This window comes from Streptomyces sp. NPDC015127 (assembly GCF_043080095.1).
GTDB lineage: Bacteria > Actinomycetota > Actinomycetes > Streptomycetales > Streptomycetaceae > Streptomyces.
This window is the reverse complement of record NZ_JBIBVE010000010.1, coordinates 1-24,561: the sequence shown is the minus strand read 5'-3', so window position 1 is coordinate 24,561 and position 24,561 is coordinate 1. Positions and strand designations below refer to the sequence as shown.

Sequence of the window (24,561 nt, the reverse complement as noted above, 5' to 3'; positions counted from 1 at the left end):
CGCCCGCCCGATGGCGCCGCGATCTGCTCGTCCACGTCCCGGACACGGGTTGTCAGTGGTCGGGTGCACGATGGAGGGCATGGCCAGGACTGCGCTCGACTCCTTCTCCCCCGCGACCCGAGGCTGGTTCACGGGGGCGTTCAGCGCGCCCACCGCCGCGCAGGAGGGTGCCTGGCGGGCCATCGGCGAGGGCTCGGACGTCCTGGTCGTGGCGCCGACCGGCTCCGGCAAGACGCTGGCCGCCTTCCTCGCCGCCCTCGACCGGCTCACGTCCACACCGCCGCCCGCGGAGACGAAGAAGCGCTGCCGTGTGCTGTACGTGTCCCCGCTGAAGGCGCTCGCGGTCGACGTCGAGCGCAATCTGCGCAGTCCGCTCACGGGGATCCGGCACGAGGCGATGCGGCTGGGCCTGCCCGAGCCCGAGGTGCGCGTCGGCATCCGGTCCGGTGACACTCCGGCCGCCGAGCGCCGGTCGCTTGTCTCCCGGCCGCCGGACATCCTGATCACCACGCCCGAGTCGCTGTTCCTGATGCTCACGTCCTCCGCGCGGGACGCTCTGGCCGGCGTCGAGACCGTCATCCTGGACGAGGTCCACGCCGTGGCGGGCACCAAGCGCGGCGCGCACCTCTCCGTGTCCCTGGAGCGCCTCGACGAGCTGCTGCCGCGTCCCGCGCGCAGGATCGGCCTGTCCGCGACGGTGCGGCCGGTCGACGAGGTCGCCCGCTATCTGTCGCCCCAGCGCAGGGTGGAGATCGTCCAGCCGCCTTCGGGCAAGGAGTTCGACCTCTCGGTCGTCGTCCCCGTCGAGGACCTCGGCGAGCTCGGTGGCTCGCCCGCGGCCGACGCGGCCGACGGGCCGGCGGAGAAGCCCTCGATCTGGCCGCACGTGGAGGAGCGGATCGCCGACCTCGTCCAGGCCCACCGCTCCACGATCGTCTTCGCCAACTCGCGCCGCCTCGCGGAGCGTCTGTGCAACCGCCTCAATGAGATCGCCTACGAGCGGGCCACGGGCGCTCCTCTGCCGGAGGACGGGCCTCCGGCAGAGATCATGGCGCAGTCCGGGGCGGCCCAGGGCGCCCCGGCGCTCCTGGCCCGCGCCCACCACGGCTCGGTCTCCAAGGAGCAGCGCGCCCTGGTCGAGGAGGACCTCAAGGCGGGCCGGCTGCCCGCCGTCGTCGCCACGTCCAGTCTGGAGCTGGGCATCGACATGGGCGCGGTCGATCTGGTCGTCCAGGTCGAGTCACCGCCCTCGGTCGCCTCCGGTCTCCAGCGCGTCGGCCGCGCGGGACACCAGGTGGGCGCCGTGTCCACGGGCGTCGTCTTCCCCAAGTACCGCGGCGACCTGGTGCAGGCGGCCGTGGTCACGGAGCGGATGCGCACGGGCTCCATCGAATCGCTGCGCGTCCCGGCCAATCCGCTCGACGTGCTCGCCCAGCAGCTCGTGGCCATGGTCGCGATGGACACGTGGCAGTTCGACGACCTGCTGGCGCTGGTCCGCCGCGCCGCGCCGTTCGCCTCCCTCCCCGAGTCGGCGTTCACGGCGGTCCTCGACATGCTCGCCGGGCGCTATCCGTCGGACGCGTTCGCCGAGCTGCGCCCGCGCGTGGTGTGGGACCGGGTCGCGGGCACCGTGACCGGCCGGCCGGGCGCGCAGCGGCTCGCCGTCACCTCCGGCGGCACCATCCCCGACCGCGGTCTCTTCGGGGTCTTCCTCGCCGGTGCCGACCCGAAGAAGGGCGGCGGCAGGGTGGGCGAGCTCGACGAGGAGATGGTGTACGAGTCCCGGGTGGGCGATGTCTTCACCCTGGGCACCACGTCGTGGCGGATCGAGGACATCACCCGGGACCGGGTCCTCGTCTCCCCTGCCCCGGGCGTGCCCGGCCGCCTCCCGTTCTGGAAGGGCGACCAGCTGGGCCGCCCGCTGGAGCTGGGGCGTGCGGTCGGCGCGTTCCTGCGCGAGGTCGGCGGGCTGGCGCCGGACGACGCCAGGCTGCGCCTGGTGGCGGCGGGCCTGGACGCCTGGGCGGCGGACAATGTGCTGGCGTATCTCGACGAGCAGCGCCGGGCCTGCGGTCATGTCCCGGACGACCGCACGATCCTCGTGGAGCGTTTCCGGGACGAGCTGGGCGACTGGCGGGTGGTGATCCACTCGCCGTTCGGCGCGCAGGTCCACGCGCCCTGGGCGCTGGCACTGGGCGCCCGCCTCGCCGAGCGGTACGGCATGGACGCGCAGGTCATGCACGCGGACGACGGCATCGTGCTGCGCCTGCCCGACGCCGACCTCATGGGCCTCGACCTCCTCGACCAGGACCCCGTCCATGTCGACACGGCGTACGACAGCGAGCAGGCACCGGTCGGGGCGGCGGACACCGTCTTCGACAAGGGCGAGATCGGTCAGATCGTGACCGACCAGGTCGGCGGCTCGGCCCTGTTCGCCTCGCGGTTCCGGGAGTGCGCGGCCCGCGCGCTGCTGCTGCCGCGGCGCAACCCCGGCAAGCGCACCCCACTGTGGCAGCAGCGCCAGCGTGCGGCTCAACTGCTCCAGGTGGCGAGCGAATTCGGTTCGTTCCCGATCGTCCTCGAAGCGGTCCGCGAATGCCTCCAGGACGTCTTCGACGTCCCCGGGCTCACCGAGCTCATGGGCGACATCGAGTCCCGCCGGGTCCGCCTGGTCGAGGTCACCACCCCCGAGCCCTCGCCGTTCGCCCGCTCCCTGCTGTTCGGCTACGTGGCCCAGTTCCTCTACGAGGGCGACTCGCCGCTCGCGGAAAGGCGCGCGGCCGCCCTGTCGCTGGACTCCCGGCTCCTGTCCGAGCTGCTGGGACAGGCGGAGCTGCGGGAGCTGCTCGACGCGGACGTCCTCACCGAGCTGGAGCGGGAGCTCCAGTGGCTGACGGACGACCGGCGCGTCAAGGACGCCGAGGGCGTGGCCGACCTGCTGCGCATGCTCGGCCCGCTCACCGATGCGGAGCTCGCCGAGCGCGGTGGCGACCCGGACTGGCCCCGGGAGCTGGCGGGCGCGCGCCGCGCCATCCGCGTCCGTATCGCGGGCGCCGACCACTGGGCCGCGGTCGAGGACGCGGGGCGCCTGCGCGACGCCCTGGGCACCGCGCTTCCCGTGGGTGTCCCCGAGGCGTTCACCGAGCCGGTCAAGGACCCCCTCGGCGACCTCCTCGCCCGCTTCGCGCGGACGCACGGGCCGTTCACGTCGGCCCAGGCGGCGGCCCGCTTCGGGCTGGGCGCGGCCGTCACGGACGGGGGCCTTGCGCGGCTCGCCGCATCGGGGCGGGTCGTCCAGGGCGAGTTCCATCCCTCGGGCATCGGCCAGGAATGGTGCGACGCGGCCGTGCTGCGCCGTCTGCGCCGCCGCTCCCTGGCCGCGCTCCGCCATGAGCTCGAGCCGGTCCCGCCCGCCGCGCTCGCCGCGTTCCTCCCCCAGTGGCAGCACATGGGCAACAACCGGCTGCGCGGCATCGACGGGCTGGCCCGCGCCGTCGAGCAGCTCCAGGGCGCCGCCGTCCCGGCCTCCGCACTCGAGAAGCTCGTCCTTCCGTCCCGCGTCTCCCACTACAGCACCACGCTCCTCGACGAACTGACCACGACGGGCGAGGTGGTGTGGGCGGGCGCCGGCGCCCTGCCCGGCAAGGACGGCTGGGTCTCCCTCTACCTCGCCGACGCCGCACCGCTCCTGCTCCCGCCGCCGCACCCGCTGGAGCTGACGGCCCTGCACGAGTCGGTTCTCGGTGCCCTGTCCGGCGGATACGGACTCTTCTTCCGCCAGATCGCCGACCAGGTCCGCGCCACCACCCACCCCGACGCCACCGATCCCCAACTGGCCGATGTGATCTGGGACCTGGCCTGGTCCGGCCGGCTCACCAACGACACGCTCGCACCCCTGCGCGCCCTGCTGGGCTCGGGGCGCACGGCCGGTTCGACGGCGCACCGCGCCAAGCGCACCGTCCCCCGCGGCCGCTACGGCACGCTGACGGCGGCAGCCCGTCCCGCCTCCCGTTCCGGCCCGCCGACCGTGAGCGGCCGCTGGTCCCTGCTCCCGGCCGCCGAGCCCGAGCCGACCCACCGCGCGCACGCCCTCGCCCGCACCCTGCTCGACCGCCACGGCGTGGTGACCCGCGGCGCGGTGGCGGCCGAAGGCGTGGAGGGCGGCTTCTCCGCGACGTACCGCATCCTCTCGGCCTTCGAGGACAGCGGGCAGGCCCGGCGGGGCTATGTCGTCGAGGGCCTGGGGGCCGCCCAGTTCGCGATGGACGGCGCGGTCGACCGGCTGCGCGCCGCCTCCACCGCCCGGGACCGGGAGGAGGGCCAGGCAGCGCCCCGCGCGGTCGTCCTTGCCGCCGCCGACCCGGCGAACGCCTACGGCGCGGCGCTGCCGTGGCCCGAGCCGCCCGAGGGCGCCGGGCACAAGCCGGGCCGCAAGGCCGGTTCCCTCGTCGTGCTGGTGGACGGCGAGTTGACGCTCTACATGGAGCGCGGCGGCAAGACGCTGCTGTCCTGGCTGACCGACCCGGAGGCCCCAGCCCTGCACGCGGCTGCCACCGCGCTGGCCGCGGCGGCCCGCGAGGGCGCGCTGGGCACGGTCACGGTGGAGCGGGCCAACGGCTCTCCGGCACTGACCTCGCCCCTGGGCCGCGCCCTGGAGACCGCCGGATTCCACGCCACCCCGAGAGGACTGCGCCTGCGCCCGTGACCACAGGGCACCCCACCTGTCGGGGCCCCGGCCCCGTCCCCGCCATGCCGCGGGGGCCCGCGCCTGGACGGGTCCGAAGCGGCCGGATCCCGCACGGCCCCCGGGCCCGCCCAGACCTCCACGCCGGCCCAGGGCCCACCCGAACCTCCACGCCGGCCCAGGGCCCGCCCGGACCGGCGCACCGAGGACGCACCCCCGACGCCGACCCCGGCCTGCCTCGGCGTCGGCCCCATCCCGCCCGGCCCAGCCCCATCCCACCCCGTCGCGCATCATTGATGCCATGCCCGAAGGAGACACCGTCTGGCTGGCCGCCCAACGCCTGCACAATGCGCTGGCCGACCGTGTGCTGACCCGGTCCGATCTGAGGGTGCCCCGCTTCGCCACCGCGGACCTCACCGGCCGGACCGTCCTGGACGTCACCCCGCGCGGCAAGCACCTCCTCGCCCGCGTCGAGGGCGGCCTCACGCTGCACTCGCATCTGCGGATGGACGGCTCCTGGCATGTGTACGAGGCCGGTGAGCGCTGGCGCGGCGGCCCAGCGCACCAGATCCGTGCCGTCCTCGGCAACGAGGCGTACACGGCGGTCGGTTACCGCCTGCCCGTCCTCGAGCTGATCCGTACCGCGGACGAGGACCAGGCCGTGGGCCACCTCGGCCCCGATCTCCTCGGCCCCGACTGGGACCGGGACACCGCGGTGGCCAACCTCCTCGCCGACCCCGCCCGCCCCCTCGGGGAGGCCCTTCTCGACCAGCGCAATCTCGCCGGCATCGGGAACGTCTACAAGTCCGAGCTGGCCTTCCTGGCGCGCGTGACGCCCTGGCTCCCCGTCGGCGAGCTGCCCGCCGGCACGCTCGCCCGTCTCGTGGCCACCGCCCAGCGGCTCCTCGACGCCAACAAGTCCCGTCCGGACCGCGTCACCACGGGCCGCCGCGGCCCCGGGCAGCGGCTGTACGTCTACGGCCGTGAGGGGCGGCCCTGTCCGCGCTGCGGCGCCCCCGTGCGCAAGGCCGACCAGGGCGACGGCAGCCGCGAGCGTCCCACCTACTGGTGTCCGCGCTGTCAGACCGGACCCACTGGTTGACTACCCGTCAGATTCAGTCGTACGTTCCGCTCATGGGCCTCTCGGCGTACGACCTCAGCGGCCGCACCGCGTTCGTCACCGGAGCCGCCGGCGGCATCGGTCGCGCCACGGCCGTCCTGCTCGCCGAAGCGGGGGCCGTCGTGCACTGCGCCGACATCGACGAGAAGGGCCTGGAGGGGACCGGGTCCCTGATCCGGGACTGCGGCGGCACCGCCGTCACCCACACCCTGGACGTCACCGACCGGACACAGGTCAGGTCCGCGATCGAGAGTGCGGACGGCCTCGACATCACGGCAGCGATCGCCGGGATCATGCACACCAGCACGGTGCTCGACACACGCGACGAGGACCTCGACCACGTCCTTGCCGTCAACTTCAAGGGTGTGCTGTACACCTGCCAGGAGGCGGCCCGCGCCATGATCGCCTGTGCGGATTCGCCGGCCGTCGGACCACGGTCCGGAGACACCAACCGAGATCGCGGGAGCCGCGGCTCGATCATCACCATGGCGTCCGGCGCCGTGGACGCGGCCCAGGCGGGCCTGCTCTGCTACAGCGCGGCCAAGGCGGCGGTCGTCCAGCTCACCAGAACCCTCGCGACCGAACTCGGGCCGCACGCCATCCGCGTCAACGCGGTGGCCCCCGGCTGGATCCGCACACCGATGACGGACCGTCACGAAGCGGAGAAGCAGCACCAAGTCGAGGCGGCGCTCATCTGGATGTCCCCGCTGCGCCGCGTCGGAGAACCGGAGGACATCGCGCACATCGTGCTCCATCTGGCGTCCGACGCCTCGTCTTTCACGACGGGTCAGATATTCCGTCCGAACGGCGGCGTCGCGATGCCCTGGTGACTCCGCGGGACGCCGACACGTGCACAGGCAGCAGGCTCAGTCCCCAACCGCTCGCCGCCACCGCCCCCTCGAGAACCCCCGCGTCCTCCGGCACGAGCGCCAGCCGCAGGACGGCCCACCACCACACCGCGCCCGCCACGAGCACGAGCATCGCGACGGGCACGAGGACCGCTGTGCGTATCGCCATGCCGCCTCCTCCGGTCCACGTTAGCGGGACGGATCCGAGCGCCGGGAGGGCGCACGGTCAGCAGCCCCCGGCGCTCGAACGTCCGTGTCCGCCCGGCAGACCGGCACCGGGGGCCACCGGTTCCCGGCGCGCGACGCGCGCATCCTCCGGCGGCGGAGCCCCGGCATGACGAACACTCCGCACCCTGCCGCCGGTTACCCGTTCTCCGCCTGGAACATCCAGGCGTGCTTCTCGAGGTCGGCCGTCAGCTGGATGAGAATGTCCTGGGTCACCGGGTCCGGCTTCTCCGTCGCGTCGATGCGTTCCCGCATCCGGACGATGACGGCCCCCAGCGCGTCGACCAGAATCTGCACCGCGTCCCCGTCCTTGACCCAGCCGTCCGGCACGGACCCGATCGCGCTCTGCTTGGCCACCGTCGCGGCCCGCCCGTCCGGCGTCACACCTATCGCCGACGAACGCTCCGCCACTGTGTCGGAGTGCTGGCGCGCGGTGGCGACGACCTCGTCGAGCTGGAGGTGCACGGACCTGAAGCGAGGGCCGATCACGTTCCAGTGGACCTGCTTGGCCACCAGGCCCAGATCGACCAGATCGACCAGCGCGCCCTTCAGCGCGTCACCGACCGTCTTGAGGTCCGCCTCGGGCAGAGGGCTCTTCACGACTGACATGTGGATGTCCTCCCTTGGCTGTGCACGACTACGCTCCACGATCGCACAACTACTCAAAAGGGTCATTCGGGGACAAGAAGAAAGCCCCGACCGGTACTCGCGTACCACTCGGGGCCTGCCTCAAACCCAGCCGTGCAGTGCCTTACGGATCAGGCGGCGACGACGTCGACCGCTTCCGTGGGCGCCTTGATCGTCACCCGCTCCGTCGGCACGCCTGCCACCGACGTCACAGAGACGGAATTGAGCATCGGGCGTACCGGCGCGGGCACCGGCTCGGTGGCGGTTGCCGACTCGGCCAGTTCGGCCAGAGAAAGCTCGTCGCTCACCTCACGCATGAGCTCGGACATCCGTACGTCAAGCGCGTCGCAGATGGCGGAGAGCAGCTCGGAGGATGCCTCCTTCTGCCCCCGCTCCACCTCGGAGAGATAGCCGAGCGAGACTCGGGCGGACGAGGAGACTTCGCGCAGAGTACGGCCCTGGCGTTGGCGCTGCCGACGCAGCACGTCACCAAGCAGGCGACGGAGCAGAATCATCGGTGGCTCCCTCCTCGGACCGCGTAGCCGCATCCTTCACGCCCCACCGTACCGCCTTGCGCCGCGGCCGTGCGGGGAGCGATGTCGTGTTCACTCAGGGCTGCAAACATCAAGTCCCCCCGTTCTGTTCCGTATCCTGTGTCCGCGCATTCCCGTGAAGTTCGTCAGAGAGCAGGTCGAGCACTCTGCGTACACTCTCTCTACGGATTTCCTGCCGGTCGCCGTTCAACCGCAAAGCGGCCACTTTCCCGACCCCGGAAGGTCCCGAAACGGCAACGTAGACCGTGCCGACCGGCTGTCCGTCCTGCGGTTCGGGGCCCGCGACGCCCGTGGTGGCGATGCCCCACACGGCGTCCAGACGACCCCGTACACCCGCTGCCATCTGCGCCGCGACGTCCGCGTCGACCGCGCCGCGCTCCGCCAGAAGGGTCCCGTCCACGCCCAGCAGATCCCTCTTCAGGGTGGTCGCGTAGGCCGTCACGGACCCGCGGAAGGACCGGGAGGCTCCTGCGACGGCCGTCAGCTCCGCGGCCACCAGACCGCCCGTGAGGGACTCCGCGACGGCCAGCGTCTCGCCACGCTCCGCAAGCAGCGCCAGCACGCGAGCCGCCGTGTTCACCGTTCCGCGCCCTCGGCCTCGGCCTTCGCCGCCCGGGCCGCGCTCTCCTCGGCGAGTCCCCTGCGCCTCAGGACGATGGCCTGTCGCACGTAGTCGAGACCGGTGACCACCGTCAGTACGACCGCGAGCGCCATCACCCAGAAGCGCAGCGTCGCCAGCGGGCCGGTCAGCGCCAGCACGTACATGCCGACCGCCGTGCCCTGCGCGAGCGTCTTCATCTTGCCGCCGCGACTGGCCGGAATGACCGCGTGCCGGATCACCCAGAACCGCATGAGCGTGATCCCGAGCTCCCGGAAGAGGATGACGCCGGTCACCCACCACGGCAGGTCACCGAGGGCCGACAGGCAGATCAGCCCCGCCGCCATGATCGCCTTGTCGGCGATGGGGTCGGCGATCTTCCCGAAGTCGGTGACGAGGTTGTACGTGCGCGCGAGGTGGCCGTCGAAGATGTCCGTGATCATGGCGACGGCGAAGGCCGCCCAGGCCCAGGCCCGCCAGGCCGGGTCGTAGCCGCCGTCCTGGAGCATCAGCACCACGAAGCCGGGCACCAGCACCAGGCGCATCATGGTCAGGATGTTGGCGATGTTCCACAGGCTGGCCTGGTTGACGGCCGCAGCGCCCAGCTTCCCGCCGGGCGCCGGCTTCCCGGTGCCGCCCGCAGCGGATGCCGGCACTCCGGTCATCTGCCCGCCTCCTCGCCAAGACACTGGGCGACCAGATCGACGCCCTCCGTACCGACGACCTTGGCCTCGACCATCCGGCCGGGCACCAGGCCCCCGGGGGAGGTGAACAGCACCTGGCCGTCCGTCTCCGGCGCCTGGTGCGCGGCGCGGCCCACGGCGCCGTCCTCGTCGTCCACGCTCTCGACGAGTACCTCGAGGGTCTCACCCATGCGCTCCTCGGCGCGCTGCGCCGTGAGCTCCTCGGCGAGTCTCGACAGGTGCGCGAGGCGCTCGGCGATGACGTCCGCGTCGAGCTTGTTGTCGTAGGAGACGGCCTCGGTGCCCTCTTCGTCGCTGTAGCCGAAGACGCCGATGGCGTCGAGGCGGGCCGCGCCGAGGAAGCGTTCCAGCTCGGCGAAGTCGGCCTCGCTCTCGCCGGGGAAGCCGACGATGAAGTTGGACCGTACACCTGCCTGCGGGGCCTTGGACCGGATGGTCTCCAGCAGCTCCCAGAAGCGCTGTGTGTCGCCGAAGCGGCGCATCGCGCGCAGCACGCCGGGGGCGGAGTGCTGGAAGGACAGGTCGAAGTACGGGGCGACCTTGGGCGTGGAGGTGAGCACGTCGATCAGGCCGGGGCGCATCTCGGCCGGCTGGAGGTAGCTCACGCGGACACGCTCGATGCCGTCGACCGCGGCCAGCTCGGGCAGGAGCGTCTCGAGGAGCCGGATGTCGCCGAGGTCCTTGCCGTACGAGGTGTTGTTCTCGGAGACCAGCATGATCTCCTTGACGCCCTGTTCGGCCAGCCAGCGCGTCTCGCCGAGCACATCGCTCGGGCGGCGCGAGATGAAGGAGCCGCGGAAGGACGGGATGGCGCAGAAGGTGCACCGCCGGTCGCAGCCGGAGGCCAGCTTCACGGAGGCGACGGGGCTGCTGCCGAGGCGGCGGCGCAGCGGCGCGCGCGGGCCGGACACCGGTGCGACGCCCTCCGGGAGGTCCTCGGGCGCCGGGGCGACGTCGCCGTGGCCGGGCAGGGCCACCTCGGTGGCCTGCTGGCGCTCGACGGGGCTCAGGGGCAGCAGCTTGCGCCGGTCGCGGGGGGTGTGGGCCTCCACGCTGCCGCCACTCAGGATGGTCTGGAGGCGGCTGGAGATGTCGGCGTAGTCGTCGAAGCCGAGCACGCCGTCGGCCTCGGGCAGCGCGTCGGCGAGCTCCTTGCCGTACCGCTCGGCCATGCAGCCGACGGCGACGACGGCCTGGGTGCGGCCGTGATCCTTGAGATCGTTGGCCTCCAGCAGGGCGTCGACGGAGTCCTTCTTGGCGGCCTCGACGAATCCGCAGGTGTTGACGACGGCGACATCGGCGTCGGAGGCTTCCTCGACGAGCTCCCAGCCGTCCGCTGCCAAGCGGCCTGCGAGCTCCTCCGAGTCCACCTCGTTACGGGCGCAGCCAAGAGTGACGAGGGCGACGGTACGGCGTTCGGGCATGGACTCAAGACTACTTTGTCCCGGCCCGCGTCCCTGCCCCGAGGGTTCGCCGGGCCGTCGGCCACCTGTCAGCCGCCCGACGGCCGCCCGTCGGCCGGGCGCCACCCGGGCCGGTCAGCCGGCCGCGGGGTCGCCCTTGGTGTAGGAAAGCCGCTCGACGCCGCCCATCTCGAAGTCGCCCTCGACCTTCTTGCCGTTGACGAACAGCTCGATCGCGCCCGCGTTGCCGAGGATCAGATCGACGCGCTCGTCGTCCTGGAAGGTCTTGGACTCGCCCTTGAGCAGTGTGCCGTCGAAGAGCAGCTTGCCGTTGTGCGACTTCGCGGAGATCCAGCTCTTGTCGTGGGTGGCGGACAGCTTCACCGTGACCTTGTCCTTGGGCACCGCCGCGATGGCACTGTCCGAGGGATCGGGCTTGGGGTCGGCCGGCTTGGTCACCCCGGGCTTCGTCGGGGCGGGCTTCTCGGGCGCGGGCCCCTCGGCGACCTGGGTGTCCATGCTGTCGCCGTCGCTGAAGAGCGTGAAGCCGGCGAAGCCGACCACGGCGACGATGGCGGCCACCATGGCCGCGGTCCAGTTGGGCCGTCGTCGTTCGGGACGGATGCGTTCCGCTTCGAACAGCGGTGCGGCGGGCGTCGGCGAAGGGCGTCCGCCGTGCTCGGCGTCGTACTGCGCGACCAGAGGTTCCGGATTGAGCCCGACGGCGCGCGCGAGCGTGCGGATATGACCGCGCGCGTACACATCGCCGCCACAGCGGGTGAAGTCGTCCTCTTCGATCGCGTGCACGATGGGGATGCGCACCCGGGTGGAGGAGCTGACCTCGTCGACGGTCAGACCGGCGGCGATACGCGCCTGCTGCAGGGCGTGGCCGATCGACGGCCGGTCGTCTTCGAATGAAGGCCGGTTGTCTTCGGGGGAGTTGCCGATGGACACGGGGGCGCCTTTCGAGCGTGTAGCCACCTGCTGGAGGTTCAGTCTATGGGTGGTACGAAAGGGTGGGGCAACCGGGCGGCGTAACTTTGTACGCCATCGGAATGGCCGTACTTCCCAGGGGCGGAACATGTGTCTGTCCCTCCCTCCAACTTGACGTACGACCAAGGGAAACGGTTGCTCCCGGAACCCTTACGAGTGAGTCTCTCCCCGGATCACGGCGAGCACTCCATCCAATTCGTCCGGTTTCACGAGAACGTCACGCGCCTTGGACCCCTCGCTGGGGCCGACGACATTGCGCGACTCCATCAGGTCCATCAGCCGGCCGGCCTTCGCGAAGCCCACGCGCAGCTTGCGCTGGAGCATCGACGTCGAGCCGAACTGGGTGGAGACGACCAGCTCAGCGGCCTGGCAGAGCAGGTCGAGGTCGTCGCCGATGTCCTCGTCGATCTCCTTCTTCTGCTTCGTGCCGACCACGACGTCGTCGCGGAAGACCGGTGCCATCTGATCCTTGCAGTGCTGGACGACCGCCGCGACCTCTTCCTCGGTGACGAAAGCGCCCTGCATACGGGTGGGCTTGTTGGCCCCCATCGGCAGGAACAGCCCGTCGCCCTTGCCGATGAGCTTCTCCGCTCCCGGCTGGTCGAGGATGACCCGGCTGTCGGCGAGCGAGGAGGTCGCGAACGCGAGCCGGGAGGGCACGTTCGCCTTGATCAGACCGGTGACGACGTCGACCGAGGGGCGCTGCGTGGCCAATACCAGATGAATGCCCGCCGCGCGCGCCAGCTGCGTGATGCGCACGATGGCGTCTTCGACGTCCCTCGGCGCGACCATCATCAGGTCCGCGAGCTCGTCGACGATCACCAGCAGGTACGGGTACGGCTGGAGCTCGCGCTCGCTGCCCTCGGGCGCCTTGGCCTTGCCGTTGCGCACGGCCTGGTTGAAGTCGTCGATGTGCCGGTAGCCGAAGGCCGCGAGGTCGTCGTAGCGCAGGTCCATCTCGCGCACCACCCACTGGAGGGCCTCGGCGGCCCGCTTGGGGTTGGTGATGATCGGCGTGATCAGGTGGGGGATGCCCTCGTACGCGGTCAGCTCGACCCGCTTGGGGTCGACCAGCACCATCCGGACGTCCTCCGGCGTGGCTCTTATCATCACCGAGGTGATCAGGCAGTTGATGCAGGACGACTTGCCGGAGCCGGTGGCGCCGGCGACGAGGACGTGCGGCATCTTGGCGAGGTTGGCCATCACGTAGCCGCCCTCGACGTCCTTGCCGAGCGCGACGAGCATCGGGTGGTCGTCCTCGGCGGCGTCCGCGAGGCGCAGCACGTCTCCGAGGTTGACCATCTCGCGGTCGGTGTTGGGGATCTCGATGCCGACCGCCGACTTGCCGGGGATCGGCGAGATGATCCGCACGTCGGGGCTCGCGACCGCGTACGCGATGTTCTTGGTCAGGGCCGTGATGCGCTCGACCTTCACGGCCGGGCCGAGCTCCACCTCGTAGCGGGTGACCGTCGGGCCGCGGGTGAAGCCGGTGACGGCCGCGTCGACCTTGAACTCCATGAACACGTTGGTCAGCGACGCGACGACCGCGTCATTGGCGGCGCTGCGCGTCTTGCCCGGGCCGCCGCGCTCCAGCAGGTCCAGCGAGGGCAGCGCGTACGTGATGTCGCCGGACAGCTGCAGCTGCTCGGCGCGCGGCGGCAGCGGCTGTGACTCGTCGGGCGCGGGCTTCGTCAGGTCGGGCACGGAGCCCTTGGCCGCCGGCTTCGTCAGGTCGGGTACGGAGCTCCCGGCCGCCGGCTGCTGCGGCGCGGCCTCCTCGGGCTCACGCGCGGTCGGCACCGGGGAGGCGGCCCGCCGGCGCTCCGCGGTGACGTCGCGCGTGAGGTCGGCGACGAGCGGGGACGGCGGCATGCCGTTCAGTACGGCTCCGTCGAGAGCGGCCGCCGCCGCGGCGGCGACGTCCACGGCGTCCATCTCGCGCCCCATGGCGGGCTGCACGGACGGCCGGCGCGGTCGTCTGCGCCGGGCGAGCGCCTCCTGCTCGGCGTGGTCGTGGTCGTAGACGTCGTCGGTCTCGTCCCGGCGCCGCGCGGCCGCACGGCGCGGGCGGCCGGGCAGGGACTCGCGCCACTGATCGTCGTAGCGCTCGTCGTCGTGGGTGAGGTCGTCGGCCGGCCCGCGCTCGGCGTCGACCAGGCCCAGCTTGGAGCCGAGCAGGCGCAGGCGCTGCGGAATGGCATTGACGGGGGTCGCGGTCACGACGAGCAGGCCGAAGACCGTGAGCAGCACCAGCAGCGGGACCGCGAGCACCTCGCCCATCATGAAGATCAGCGGCTTGGACGCGGCCCAGCCGATCAGACCTCCCGCGTCCTGCATGGCCTCGGTGCCGTCCCCGCGGCCGGGTGAGCCGCAGGCGATGTGGACCTGGCCGAGCACGCCGACGACGAGCGCGGACAGGCCGATCACGATGCGGCCGTTGGCCTCGGGCTTCTCGGGATAGAGGATCAGGCGCACGCCGATCCCGCCGAGCAGCAGGGGGGCGAGCAGATCGAGGCGTCCGAAGGCGCCCGTCACCAGCATCTCGACCAGATCGCCGACCGGCCCCCGCAGGTTCGACCAGGTACCGGCGGCGACGATGAGCGCGAGGCCGAGGAGCAGCAGCGCGAGGCCGTCCTTGCGGTGCGCGGGGTCAAGTCCCTTGGCGCCCCGCCCTATCCCGCGGAACATCGCACCCACCGCGTGCGCGAAGCCGAGCCAGAGGGCACGCGTGAGCCGGTACACGCCCCCGGTGGGGGACGGTGCGGGCTTCGGCGCGGCCGTCTTCCTGGCCGCGGCCTTCTTCGCGGGTGCCTTCTTGGCGGGTGCCGACTTCTTCGCGGCGGTCTTCTTGGCGGGCGCCGCCTTCTTCGCCGCGCCGGTCGTACGGCCGGTGCGCGGCTTCGCGGTGCCCGCCGTGCCCTGGGAACCCTTGCCGGACGTACGTGAGGCCATGGTGGTGAGGTTACCGGTGTTGACGGCAGCGGACACGTGTGCCCACTGCTTCACCCGTTCGTGTCGTGCCTGGAGGGACAGGAACTGACGCCTCTTCAGGGCGTCGTGGGCCGTGTCGCGGGCCGGTGGCGGCTCAGCTCTGGGAGGGCAGCGTCGGCGTGCCGCCGCCGGTCCCGGGCTCCAGCGCGTCGAGAGCCCGGCGCAGACCGGTGAGCTTGCGCTCGAGATGGGCGGCGGTCGCCACCGCCGCGGCATCCGCGGAGTCGTCGTCGAGCTGCTTGGAGAGCGCCTCCGCCTGCTCCTCAACTGCCGCGAGCCTCGCGGACAGCTCCGCGAGGAGGCCGGCGGGCTCGCGGCCGCCGCCCGATTCGACCTGGCCGGTGCCCTCCAGCTGGAGTCGCAGCAGAGCCGCCTGCTCGCGCAGTTGGCAGTTCTTCATGTAGAGCTCGACGAACACCGACACCTTGGCGCGCAGCACCCAGGGGTCGAACGGCTTGGAGATGTAGTCGACGGCCCCCGCGGCGTACCCCCGGAAGGTGTGGTGCGGGCCGTGATTGATCGCGGTGAGGAAAATGATCGGAATGTCGCGGGTCCGCTCACGCCGCTTGATGTGCGCGGCGGTCTCGAAACCGTCCATTCCCGGCATCTGAACATCCAGCAGAATGACCGCGAAGTCGTCCGTCAGCAGCGCCTTGAGCGCTTCCTCCCCTGACGATGCCCGCACCAGTGTCTGATCGAGCGCGGAGAGGATGGCCTCCAGCGCGAGCAGATTCTCCGGCCGGTCATCGACCAGGAGGATCTTGGCCTTCTGCACCATGCCCCGTCCTCCTCGCCCCGGCATGGGGTCTCTCCGGCTCACAGAGCCGGAGGACGCACCGGGCGCCGCCCCAGGGGACGACTCCCTTGCGTCGCCCGTCCTTGTGCCGGTCATGGTAGCCGCACCCCGCCCGTCGCCACACCCTGTCACCGTGATGTCACTGTGCACGTACCGAAAACGTGGGGGGAGACCGGATAGTTCCCCGCAGCTCTCGCTCCCACACGCATTCGAACGCAACCGATCAGCAACAACCGGTGATCCGGGCCACACCCGCTCACTTCGCGTGCATCCACTGCTCCATGACGGAGAGGAGATGGTCGGGATCGACCGGCTTGGTGACATAGTCCGAAGCGCCGGACTCGATCGCCTTCTCCCGGTCCCCCTTCATCGCCTTGGCGGTCAGGGCGATGATCGGCAGCCCCGCGAACTGCGGCATCCTGCGGATCGCCGTCGTCGTCGCGTACCCGTCCATCTCGGGCATCATGATGTCCATCAGCACCACCGTCACATCGTCGTGCTGCTCCAGGACTTCGATGCCCTCCCGGCCGTTCTCCGCGTACAGCACGGACAGGCCGTGCTGCTCCAGCACGCTCGTCAGCGCGAACACGTTGCGGATGTCGTCGTCGACGATCAGCACCTTCTCGCCGTCGAAAGCGAACACCCGCCGCTCCTCGGCGCCCTCCTGACCGGCCGTCGCATCACCCCACGGCTCCTGCACCTCCCCGGGGTGCGCCTGCTGCGCGTTCATCGCGTTCAGCGCCTTGCGGCGGCGGCGCAGCAGCGCCGCCGTGCCCGCGGGAGCCGCGGCCGGACGCGAGGGAACGGTCCGCGCCGGGGCGCCCGCGTCCTCCGCGGCCGTGTCCTCGTCCCGGAGGTCGCCCGCTCCGGGCACGAGCTGCGGGTACCCGTGCGGCGGCAGCTCGCTCGGGTGCAGCGGCAGGTACAGGGTGAACGTGGAGCCGCGGCCCGGCTCGCTCGCCGCGTGGATCTCGCCGCCGAGCAGCCGTGCGATTTCCCGGCTGATCGACAGCCCCAGACCCGTACCGCCGTACTTCCGGCTGGTCGTGCCGTCCGCCTGCTTGAACGCCTCGAAGATCACCCTCATCTTGCCGGCCGCGATACCGATGCCGGTGTCCGTCACCGAGAAGGCGATCAGGTCCGCATCCGCGTCCCGCAGGGAACCCGCCTCCAGCAGCTGCTCCCTGATGGACTGCGGCACATCGGCGCCCGCCGGCCGGATCACCAGCTCGACCGCGCCGCTGTCGGTGAACTTCACCGCGTTGGACAGCAGGTTGCGCAGCACCTGCAGCAGCCGCTGCTCGTCGGTGTGCAGCGTGGCGGGCAGCTCCGGGGAGACCCGGACCGAGAAGTCGAGCCCCTTCTCCGCCGTCAGCGGCCGGAACGTCGCCTCCACGTAGTCGACGAGCTGCACCAGCGCGATCCGCGTCGGGCTGACGTCCATCTTGCCCGCCTCGACCTTCGACAGGTCGAGGATGTCGTTGATCAGCTGGAGCAGGTCGGAACCGGCGCCGTGGATCGTCTCCGCGAACTCGACCTGCTTCGGCGACAGGTTCCCGTCGGCGTTGTCCGCGAGCAACTTGGCGAGAATCAGCAGCGAGTTGAGCGGCGTGCGCAGCTCGTGCGACATGTTCGCCAGGAACTCCGACTTGTAACGCATGGAGACCGCGAGCTGCTCCGCCCGCTCCTCCAGCACCTGCCGCGCCTCCTCGATCTCCGTGTTCTTCACCTCGATGTCGCGGTTCTGCTGCGCCAGCAGCTCGGCCTTCTCCTCCAGCTCGGCGTTGGACGCCTGGAGCGCCTTCTGCCGGTTCTCCAGCTCGGCCGACCGCTCGCGCAGCTGCTCCGTGAGCTCCTGCGACTGCTTCAGCAGCACCTCGGTCTTGGTGTTGACGCTGATCGTGTTGACGCTCGTGGCGATCATCTCGGCGATCTGGTTCAGGAAGTCCCGCTGGATCTGCGTGAACGGCTGGAACGACGCCAGCTCGATGACCCCGAGGACCTTCCCCTCGAACAGCACCGGCAGGACGATCACATACGCCGGGGACGCCTCACCCAGCCCCGAGGAGATCTTCAGATAACCCGGCGGCACATTGACCTGGATGGTCCGCTTCTCCTCGGCCGCCGTACCGATCAGGGTCTCCCCCGGCCGGAACGACGTCGGCATCAGGCCCGCCGAGTAGCCGTAGCTGCCGCGCATGACCAGCTCGTACGACTCCCCGCCGTCCGACACCTCCGGGCCGCTGCCGGTCGGCATCGCCAGGAAGAACGCGCCGTGCTGCGCCGAGACCACCGGGGTGAGCTCGCTCATGATCAGCGAGGCCACGTCGTCCAGATCGCGCCGGCCCTGCATCAGACCGGAGATACGGGCCAGGTTGCCCTTGAGCCAGTCCTGCTCCTCGTTGGCGAGGGTGGTGTCGCGCAGATTCGCGATCATCGTGTTGATGTTGTCCTGGAGAACCTGGATCTCCCCGGCCGCATCCACGTCGATCTTCAGGTTCAGATCGCCGCGGGTCACCGCGGTCGCGACGGCCGCGATGGCGCGAACCTGCCGGGTCAGATTCCCAGCCATCTCGTTCACCGACTCGGTCAGGTCGCGCCAGGTGCCGTCGACGTCCCGCACCCTCGCCTGACCGCCCAGCTGCCCGTCGGTGCCCACCTCGCGGGCCACCCGCGTGACCTCCTCGGCGAACGACGACAGCTGGTCGACCATCGTGTTGATCGTCGTCTTCAGCTCCAGGATCTCGCCGCGCGCATCGATGTCGATCTTGCGAGTGAGATCACCCTTGGCGATGGCGGTGGTGACCGTGGCGATCTGCCGCACCTGGCCGGTGAGGTTGGAGGCCATGGAGTTCACCGACTCGGTGAGGTCCTTCCAGGTGCCGGAGACACCTGGCACATGCGCCTGACCGCCCAGCCGCCCGTCCGTGCCCACCTCACGGGCCACGCGGGTCACCTCGTCGGCGAAGGAAGACAGCGTCCGCACCATCGTGTTGACCGTGTCCGCGAGCTCGGCCACCTCACCGCGCGCCTCGACCGTCACCTTCTTGGTCAGGTCGCCGTTGGCGACCGCGGAGGAGACGCGGGCGATGTTGCGCACCTGGTTGGTCAGGTTGTTGGCCATCAGGTTGACGTTGTCGCTGAGGTCCTTCCAGATGCCGGTGACGCCGCGCACCCGCGCCTGGCCGCCCAGCACACCTTCCGTACCCACCTCGCGGGCGACCCTCGTCACCTCGTCGGCGAAGTCGGACAGCTGGTCGACCATCGTGTTGACCGTCGTCACCAGCTCCAGGATCTCGCCCTTGGCATCGACGGTGATCTTCTTCGACAGATCGCCCTTGGCGACCGCCGTCGTCACCTCGGCGATGTTGCGCACCTGACTGGTGAGGTTGTTCGCCATGAAGTTGACGGACTGCGTGAGGTCCTTCCAGGTGCCGGAGACGCCCTGCACCTCCGCCTGGCCGCCGAGGATGCCCTCGGTGCCCACCTCGCGGGCCACCCGCGTCACCTGCTCCGCGAAGTTCGACAGCTGGTCGACCATCGTGTTGAGCGTGTTCTTCAGCTCCAGGATCTCGCCGCGCGCGTCCACGTCGATCTTCTGCGACAGGTCACCGCGCGCCACCGCCGTCGCGACCTGGGCGATGTTGCGCACCTGGCCGGTGAGGTTCTCGGCCATGCCGTTCACCGAGTCCGTCAGATCGCGCCACACGCCGGCCACGCCGGGCACCTGCGCCTGACCGCCCAGCCGTCCGTCGGTGCCCACCTCACGGGCCACCCGCGTCACCTGCTCCGCGAACGCGGAGAGCTGGTCGACCATCGTGTTGATGGTGTTCTTCAGCTCCAGGATCTCGCCGCGCGCGTCCACGTCGATCTTCTGCGACAGGTCACCGCGCGCCACAGCCGTCGTCACCTGTGCGATCTGGCGCACCTGGGACGTCAGATTGCCGGCCATGAAGTTGACGGAGTCCGTCAGCTCCTTCCACGTACCGCTGACGCCGTCGACACGGGCCTGACCGCCGAGCCGGCCCTCCGTGCCCACGTCCCGCGCCATCCGCGTGACCTGGTCGGCGAACGAGGAAAGCTGCGCCACCATCGTGTTCACGGTGTTCTTCAGCTCGAGCATCTCGCCCGCGACATCCACCGTGACCTTCTGCGACAGGTCACCGTTGGCCACCGCCGTCGTCACCTGGGCGATGTCCCTCACCTGGCCGGTCAGATTGCGGAACGCGGTGTTCACCGAATCGGTGAGGTCCTTCCACGTACCCGCCGCACCCGGCACCTCGGCCTGGCCGCCCAGCCGGCCCTCGACACCGACCTCCCGGGCCACCCGGGTCACCTCGGAACCGAACGACTGGAGCTGGTCCACCATCGTGTTGACGGTGTTCTTCAACTCCAGCATCTCGCCCGCGACATCCACCGTGACCTTCTGCGACAGGTCACCGTTGGCCACCGCCGTCGTCACCTGGGCGATGTCCCTCACCTGGGTGGTCAGATTACGGAAGACGGTGTTCACCGAATCGGTGAGGTCCTTCCACGTACCCGCCGCACCCGGCACCTGCGCCTGGCCGCCCAGCAGACCCTCCGCGCCGACCTCGCTGGCCACGCGCGTGACCTCGTCCGCGAATGTCCGCAGCGTCTCCGTCATCTGGTTGATCGTCTCGGCGAGCTGCGCGACCTCGCCGCGTGCGCTCACCGTGACCTTCTGCGACAGGTCGCCGTTGGCCACGGCCGTGGTCACCTCGGCGATGCCCCGCACCTGGGACGTCAGGTTCCCGGCCATCGTGTTCACCGAATCGGTGAGGTCCTTCCACACGCCGGCCACACCCGGGACGGTCGCCTGACCGCCCAGCTCACCCTCGGTACCCACCTCACGGGCGACCCTCGTCACCTCGGAGGAGAACGACTGGAGCTGGTCCACCATCGTGTTGACGGTGTTCTTCAACTCCAGCATCTCGCCCGCCACATGGACGGTCACCTTCTGCGACAGATCGCCCTTGGCGACGGCCGTCGTCACCAGGGCGATGTCCCGCACCTGAGCCGTCAGCCGATACGCCATGGTGTTGACCGAATCCGTGAGGTCCTTCCACGAACCGGACATTCCGCGCACCTGCGCCTGGCCGCCGAGCTTGCCCTCGGTGCCCACCTCCAGCGCGACCCGCGTCACCTCGTCGGTGAACGCGGACAGCTGGTCCACCAGGCTGTTCACCGTACGAGCGACCTTCAGGAACTCGCCCCGCAGCGGCCGCACCGTGCCGTCCTGGCCGTCCGTCGAATGCGAGCGCAGCTCCATGCGCTGGTCCAGGTCACCCTCGGCGACCGCCGACAGCACCCGGCCGACCTCCGAGACCGGCCGCGCGAGGTCGTCCACCAGCTCGTTGGAGGCGTCGATGGCCGCCGCCCAGGAGCCCTCGCACGCCCCGGTCTCCAGCCGCTCTGTGAGTTTTCCCTCGCGACCGACCATCCTGCGGACGCGCGCGATCTCCCCGGTGAGGTGCAGATTACGGTCGGCGACCTCGTTGAAGACCGCCGCGATCTCGGCCATGACGCCGTCGCCCGACACCGTCAAACGACGCCGGAAGTTCCCGTCCCGCATCGCCACCAGTGCCGACAGCAGCCTGTTCGCAGCCGCTGTATCGACTTCGGTTGTCCCATTGTTCCGGGACCGTCCGCCTTTCGCGCGCGTATCCTTGCCACGCGCCGCCACGCCAGACTCCACCGTGTCCCTCCCGCAGGGGTTGACCGTACTGCCCGGGCCTACTCAAGAAGCCTGCCCAGTGTTTCACCATGCCGGAACCAGGCCATAACAGTTCGGCAGCTTCGCATAGCGTCCCCACCCCCGGAGGGCGGAAACAGCCGTAACCGGCATCCGCTCGGACAGCGAAGGTAAGTAACCTGGCATCCGGCTGTCCAACCGCCCCGGTCCGCCCGGCGGGGGCGGTGCGGTGCATCTACGACCACCGGGCACGGGGAGGGGCGAGCCGATCATGGCAGAGCCGGGCGTCGAGACGCGTACGAGGAGTTCTGTGATCACCGCGCGGGCGGCCGCCAGCTTCGATCCTGTCGGGCGGTCCGTCGCGACCGCCCGTGCCTTTGTCCGCGACACCCTCCAGGGCTGGGGGTACTCGGACGTCGTCGACGACGCCGTGGTCCTCACCAGCGAGCTGGTCACCAACGCCGTCATCCACGCGGGCACCTCGGCCGACGTCCTGTGCCTGCGCAGCGAGGACGGCGTACGGATCGAGGTCGCCGACCGCTATCCCGAGCGCGAGATCCCGATCCAGGGCACCGGCCATCCGCTCGGCAGCCCCGACCGGGAGAACGGCCGCGGCCTGCTGCTGTGCGCGGCACTCGCCTCCCGCTGGGGCGTCGAGTACACACCCACCCACAAACAGGTCTGGTTCCAACTCGACCTCCCCCAGCGCCGGGTGGGCACCCGCTCCGCGGGCCCCGCCCTCCCCACGGCCCTGCTGCCGGTCGCCGACGAGCGGGTACGCGTGGCCCTCACCCAGATCGACCGCACCGGGACGATCGTCGTATGGAACGAGGACGCCGAACGCCTCTTCGGCTACCCGTCGGAACAGGTCATCGGCAAACCGCTCACAGACTTCGCCGCCTGGCCGCACACCCCCGGCATCGGCACGGGCATCGCCGAGGCGCTGCAACTCTCCCGCTGGGAGGGCAGCTACGGCATCCGCGGCACCGACGGCCGCGTCGTTCCGGTTTACGCCTCCCACCTCCGGGTACGCGACACCAACGGTGAGCCCTCCACGGTCTGTCTCCTCGTACGCGACGAGGAACGGGCCATTCTGCAGACCCCTCAGCGCGCTCCGGGCTCCGACCATGGCTCCGAGAACCGCGCCACCGACCCGTTCGAGGTCTTCATCGGCTCCCCGGCGCCGGACGATCTCGACGGCCTGCTCCAACGCACCGTCGAACGGGCCCGCGACATGCTCGACGGCGACGCCGCCTTCCTGCTCCTCGCCACCGACGACGAGACCGAGCTCGAAGTACGCGCCACCACCGGACTCCCCTCGGCACGCCAGCGGTTCGCCCGCGTCCCGGTCGAGGCCGGCACCGGCCGTTACGGCTCGGCACGCATGCCCGCCGTCCACGAGGACCTCACCGCCGTCCCCGGCGCCGTACCGCTCCTCAACTCCACCGGCATGCGCTCGGTCGTCACCGTCCCGCTCAAGGTCGAGGGCCGGCTCACCGGCTCCCTCGGCGTGGCCGCCGAGTCCGCGGGGCGCTACTCCAACGAGGAGGCCCTGCGCCTGCAGTTCGCCGCCGACCGCATCGCGCTGGCCGTCGAGTCGGCCCGCCTCGGCGAACTTGAACGGCTGCGACGCGGCTCCCTGTCCTTCCTCGTCGAGGCCTCCGACCTTCTCGCGGGCACGCTGGACCGCGACCAGACCCTGGCCCTGATGGCCCAGATGACGGTCCCCACCCTCGCCACCTGGTGCGCCGTCTACACGATCGCCGACCAGTCCTCGGAGCCGTACCTCAGCTATGTGCTCCACGAGGACGAGGACCGCATCGACGGCCTCAAGGCCCTTCTGTCCAGGATCGATCCACCGGAACCCGTACCGACCCCAGGCGCCCGCGTGTGGAACGCTCCGGCCGAGACGGCACAACGCGCCGCCCTGCTCGCCTCCAAGCGTGAACTGGGCCTCGGCTCCACCCCACCGGTCTCCTCCGGCATCGGCGCGACGCTGGCAACGGCCGCGGCCGTCGGCGGCGAGACGGTCGTTCTCCCACTCGTCGCGCGAAACCGCGTCATCGGCATGCTGACGCTCGGCAAGCCGTCCGACGACCACTTCCGCCAGGAAATCCTGGAACTCGCCGAGGACCTCTCGCGCCGGGCCGCTCTCGCCCTCGACAACGCCCGCCTCTACTCCGAGCGCATGGCGATCAGCCAGTCCCTGCAGCGCAGCCTGCTGCCGCCGGAACTGCCGCAGATCCCGGGCGTCGAGGTCGAGGTCATCTACCGCGCCGCCGGCGAGGGCAACGAGGTGGGCGGCGACTTCTACGACCTGTTCCCCATCCGCGACGGTGCCTACGGCTTCGCCATCGGCGACGTCTGCGGTACGGGCCCGGAGGCCGCGGCCGTCACCGGCCTCGCCCGCCACGCCCTGCGGCTGCTGGCCCGTGAGGGCTTCGGCGGCCCCGCGGTGCTGGAGCGGCTGAACGCCGCCATCCTCGACGAGGGCGCACGCAGTCGCTTCCTCACGCTGCTGTACGGGGAGTTGTGGCCCCAGGAGGACGGCAGCGCCGTCCTCAAGGTGGTCTGCGCCGGCCATCCGCTGCCCCTGCGCCTGCGCCAGGACGGCACCGTGGAGCCGGCGGCGGACCCTCAGCCGCTGCTCGGCGTGATGGACGACCTGGAGCTGTACGAGCAGGTCGTCACGCTGGATCCGGGCGACGTCCTGCTGTGCGTCACGGACGGCGTGACCGAGCGCCGCGAGGGCACGCGCATGCTGGGCGACGACGGCCTGGCCGACGTGTTCACGACGTGCACGGGCCTGACGGCGGGAGCGGTGGCGGCCCGAGTGCTCAGGGCGGTCGAACGCTTCGCCGCGGAGCCGGCATCGGACGACATGGCGATCCTGGCGATGCGCGTCCACGAGCCGCACCAGAACTGACCAAATGAAGAAGGCCCCCCGCCACATGGCGGGGGGCCTTCTTCAGTTTGGAGCCCCCAAACGGAATCGAACCGTTGACCTTCTCCTTACCATGGAGACGCTCTGCCGACTGAGCTATAGGGGCCTGTTGCTTTCGCGGTGCTCCGCGCGGCAACGAGATGAAGCATAGCCCATCCGTACGGGCGTTTCCAAAACGTGTGAGCGCCGTACGTCCGGAGTCGCAAGGGAGCACGGCAGGACGCAAAAAAGCCTCAACCCCCGAAGAGTATCCGGGGGTTGAGGCTCAATGATTGTTCGGCGGCGTCCTACTCTCCCACAGGGTCCCCCCTGCAGTACCATCGGCGCTGAAAGGCTTAGCTTCCGGGTTCGGAATGTAACC

At 70.9% G+C, this 24,561-nt stretch carries 14 protein-coding genes, 1 tRNA gene and 1 rRNA gene; 4 read left to right on the top strand and 12 right to left on the bottom strand.

What is annotated here, in order from left to right:
• The first annotated feature begins 79 nt into the window (after positions 1 to 79).
• The 3 genes from ACF08N_RS20355 to ACF08N_RS20345 all read left to right on the top strand — a co-directional run bounded on the left by ACF08N_RS20355 (position 80) and on the right by ACF08N_RS20345 (position 6,634).
• Positions 80 to 4,705 carry an ATP-dependent helicase gene (locus tag ACF08N_RS20355; RefSeq protein WP_392326029.1) on the top strand — a complete coding sequence of 1,542 codons (4,626 nt, stop codon included), beginning with the start codon at positions 80 to 82 and terminating at the stop codon, positions 4,703 to 4,705.
• Between the two features lie 280 nt (positions 4,706 to 4,985).
• A complete protein-coding gene (locus ACF08N_RS20350; protein WP_392326028.1) occupies positions 4,986 to 5,786 on the top strand; it encodes an Fpg/Nei family DNA glycosylase in 801 nt (266 codons plus the stop codon).
• A gap of 32 nt (positions 5,787 to 5,818) precedes the next feature.
• Complete coding sequence (locus tag ACF08N_RS20345) at positions 5,819 to 6,634, top strand: SDR family NAD(P)-dependent oxidoreductase (protein WP_392326027.1); 816 nt, start codon at positions 5,819 to 5,821, stop codon at positions 6,632 to 6,634.
• Here ACF08N_RS20345 and ACF08N_RS20340 read toward each other — a convergent pair.
• The 10 genes from ACF08N_RS20340 to ACF08N_RS20295 form a co-directional block, all read right to left on the bottom strand.
• Entirely contained in the window at positions 6,582 to 6,821 is a 240-nt protein-coding gene (locus ACF08N_RS20340) for a hypothetical protein (protein ID WP_392326026.1), read from the bottom strand. The two genes, ACF08N_RS20345 and ACF08N_RS20340, sit on opposite strands and share 53 nt — an antisense overlap.
• A 194-nt stretch (positions 6,822 to 7,015) precedes the next feature.
• A complete protein-coding gene (locus ACF08N_RS20335; RefSeq protein ID WP_392326025.1) occupies positions 7,016 to 7,486 on the bottom strand; it encodes a Dps family protein in 471 nt (156 codons plus the stop codon).
• A gap of 149 nt (positions 7,487 to 7,635) precedes the next feature.
• Entirely contained in the window at positions 7,636 to 8,019 is a 384-nt protein-coding gene (locus ACF08N_RS20330; protein ID WP_392326024.1) for a helix-turn-helix domain-containing protein, read from the bottom strand.
• A gap of 109 nt (positions 8,020 to 8,128) precedes the next feature.
• Positions 8,129 to 8,638 carry a CinA family protein gene (locus tag ACF08N_RS20325; RefSeq protein WP_392326023.1) on the bottom strand — a complete coding sequence of 170 codons (510 nt, stop codon included), beginning with the start codon at positions 8,636 to 8,638 and terminating at the stop codon, positions 8,129 to 8,131.
• On the bottom strand, positions 8,635 to 9,321 hold the full coding sequence (gene pgsA, locus ACF08N_RS20320; RefSeq protein WP_392326022.1) for a CDP-diacylglycerol--glycerol-3-phosphate 3-phosphatidyltransferase: 687 nt from the start codon (positions 9,319 to 9,321) through the stop codon (positions 8,635 to 8,637). The genes ACF08N_RS20325 and pgsA overlap by 4 nt, the downstream gene beginning before the upstream one ends.
• Complete coding sequence (gene rimO, locus ACF08N_RS20315; protein WP_392326021.1) at positions 9,318 to 10,784, bottom strand: 30S ribosomal protein S12 methylthiotransferase RimO; 1,467 nt, start codon at positions 10,782 to 10,784, stop codon at positions 9,318 to 9,320. The genes pgsA and rimO overlap by 4 nt, the downstream gene beginning before the upstream one ends.
• A 114-nt stretch (positions 10,785 to 10,898) precedes the next feature.
• Positions 10,899 to 11,717 (bottom strand): helix-turn-helix domain-containing protein, encoded by an 819-nt coding sequence (locus tag ACF08N_RS20310; protein WP_392326020.1) that lies wholly within the window; start codon positions 11,715 to 11,717, stop codon positions 10,899 to 10,901.
• A 189-nt stretch (positions 11,718 to 11,906) separates the two neighbouring features.
• A complete protein-coding gene (locus ACF08N_RS20305) occupies positions 11,907 to 14,708 on the bottom strand; it encodes a DNA translocase FtsK (protein WP_392326019.1) in 2,802 nt (933 codons plus the stop codon).
• Positions 14,709 to 14,841: 133 nt separating this feature from the next.
• A complete protein-coding gene (locus ACF08N_RS20300; protein ID WP_392326018.1) occupies positions 14,842 to 15,525 on the bottom strand; it encodes a two-component system response regulator in 684 nt (227 codons plus the stop codon).
• 274 nt (positions 15,526 to 15,799) lie between these two features.
• Positions 15,800 to 21,259, bottom strand: a complete 5,460-nt coding sequence (locus ACF08N_RS20295) for a HAMP domain-containing protein (RefSeq protein WP_392326017.1) — start codon at positions 21,257 to 21,259, stop codon at positions 15,800 to 15,802.
• A gap of 268 nt (positions 21,260 to 21,527) precedes the next feature.
• Here ACF08N_RS20295 and ACF08N_RS20290 point away from each other — a divergent pair, with 268 nt between their 5' ends.
• Positions 21,528 to 24,182 carry a SpoIIE family protein phosphatase gene (locus tag ACF08N_RS20290; RefSeq protein WP_392326016.1) on the top strand — a complete coding sequence of 885 codons (2,655 nt, stop codon included), beginning with the start codon at positions 21,528 to 21,530 and terminating at the stop codon, positions 24,180 to 24,182.
• A 48-nt stretch (positions 24,183 to 24,230) separates the two neighbouring features.
• Here ACF08N_RS20290 and ACF08N_RS20285 read toward each other — a convergent pair.
• Positions 24,231 to 24,306, bottom strand: a tRNA-Thr gene (locus ACF08N_RS20285).
• 168 nt (positions 24,307 to 24,474) lie between these two features.
• Positions 24,475 to 24,561: ribosomal RNA gene (gene rrf, locus ACF08N_RS20280) — 5S ribosomal RNA — on the bottom strand; the annotation flags it as partial.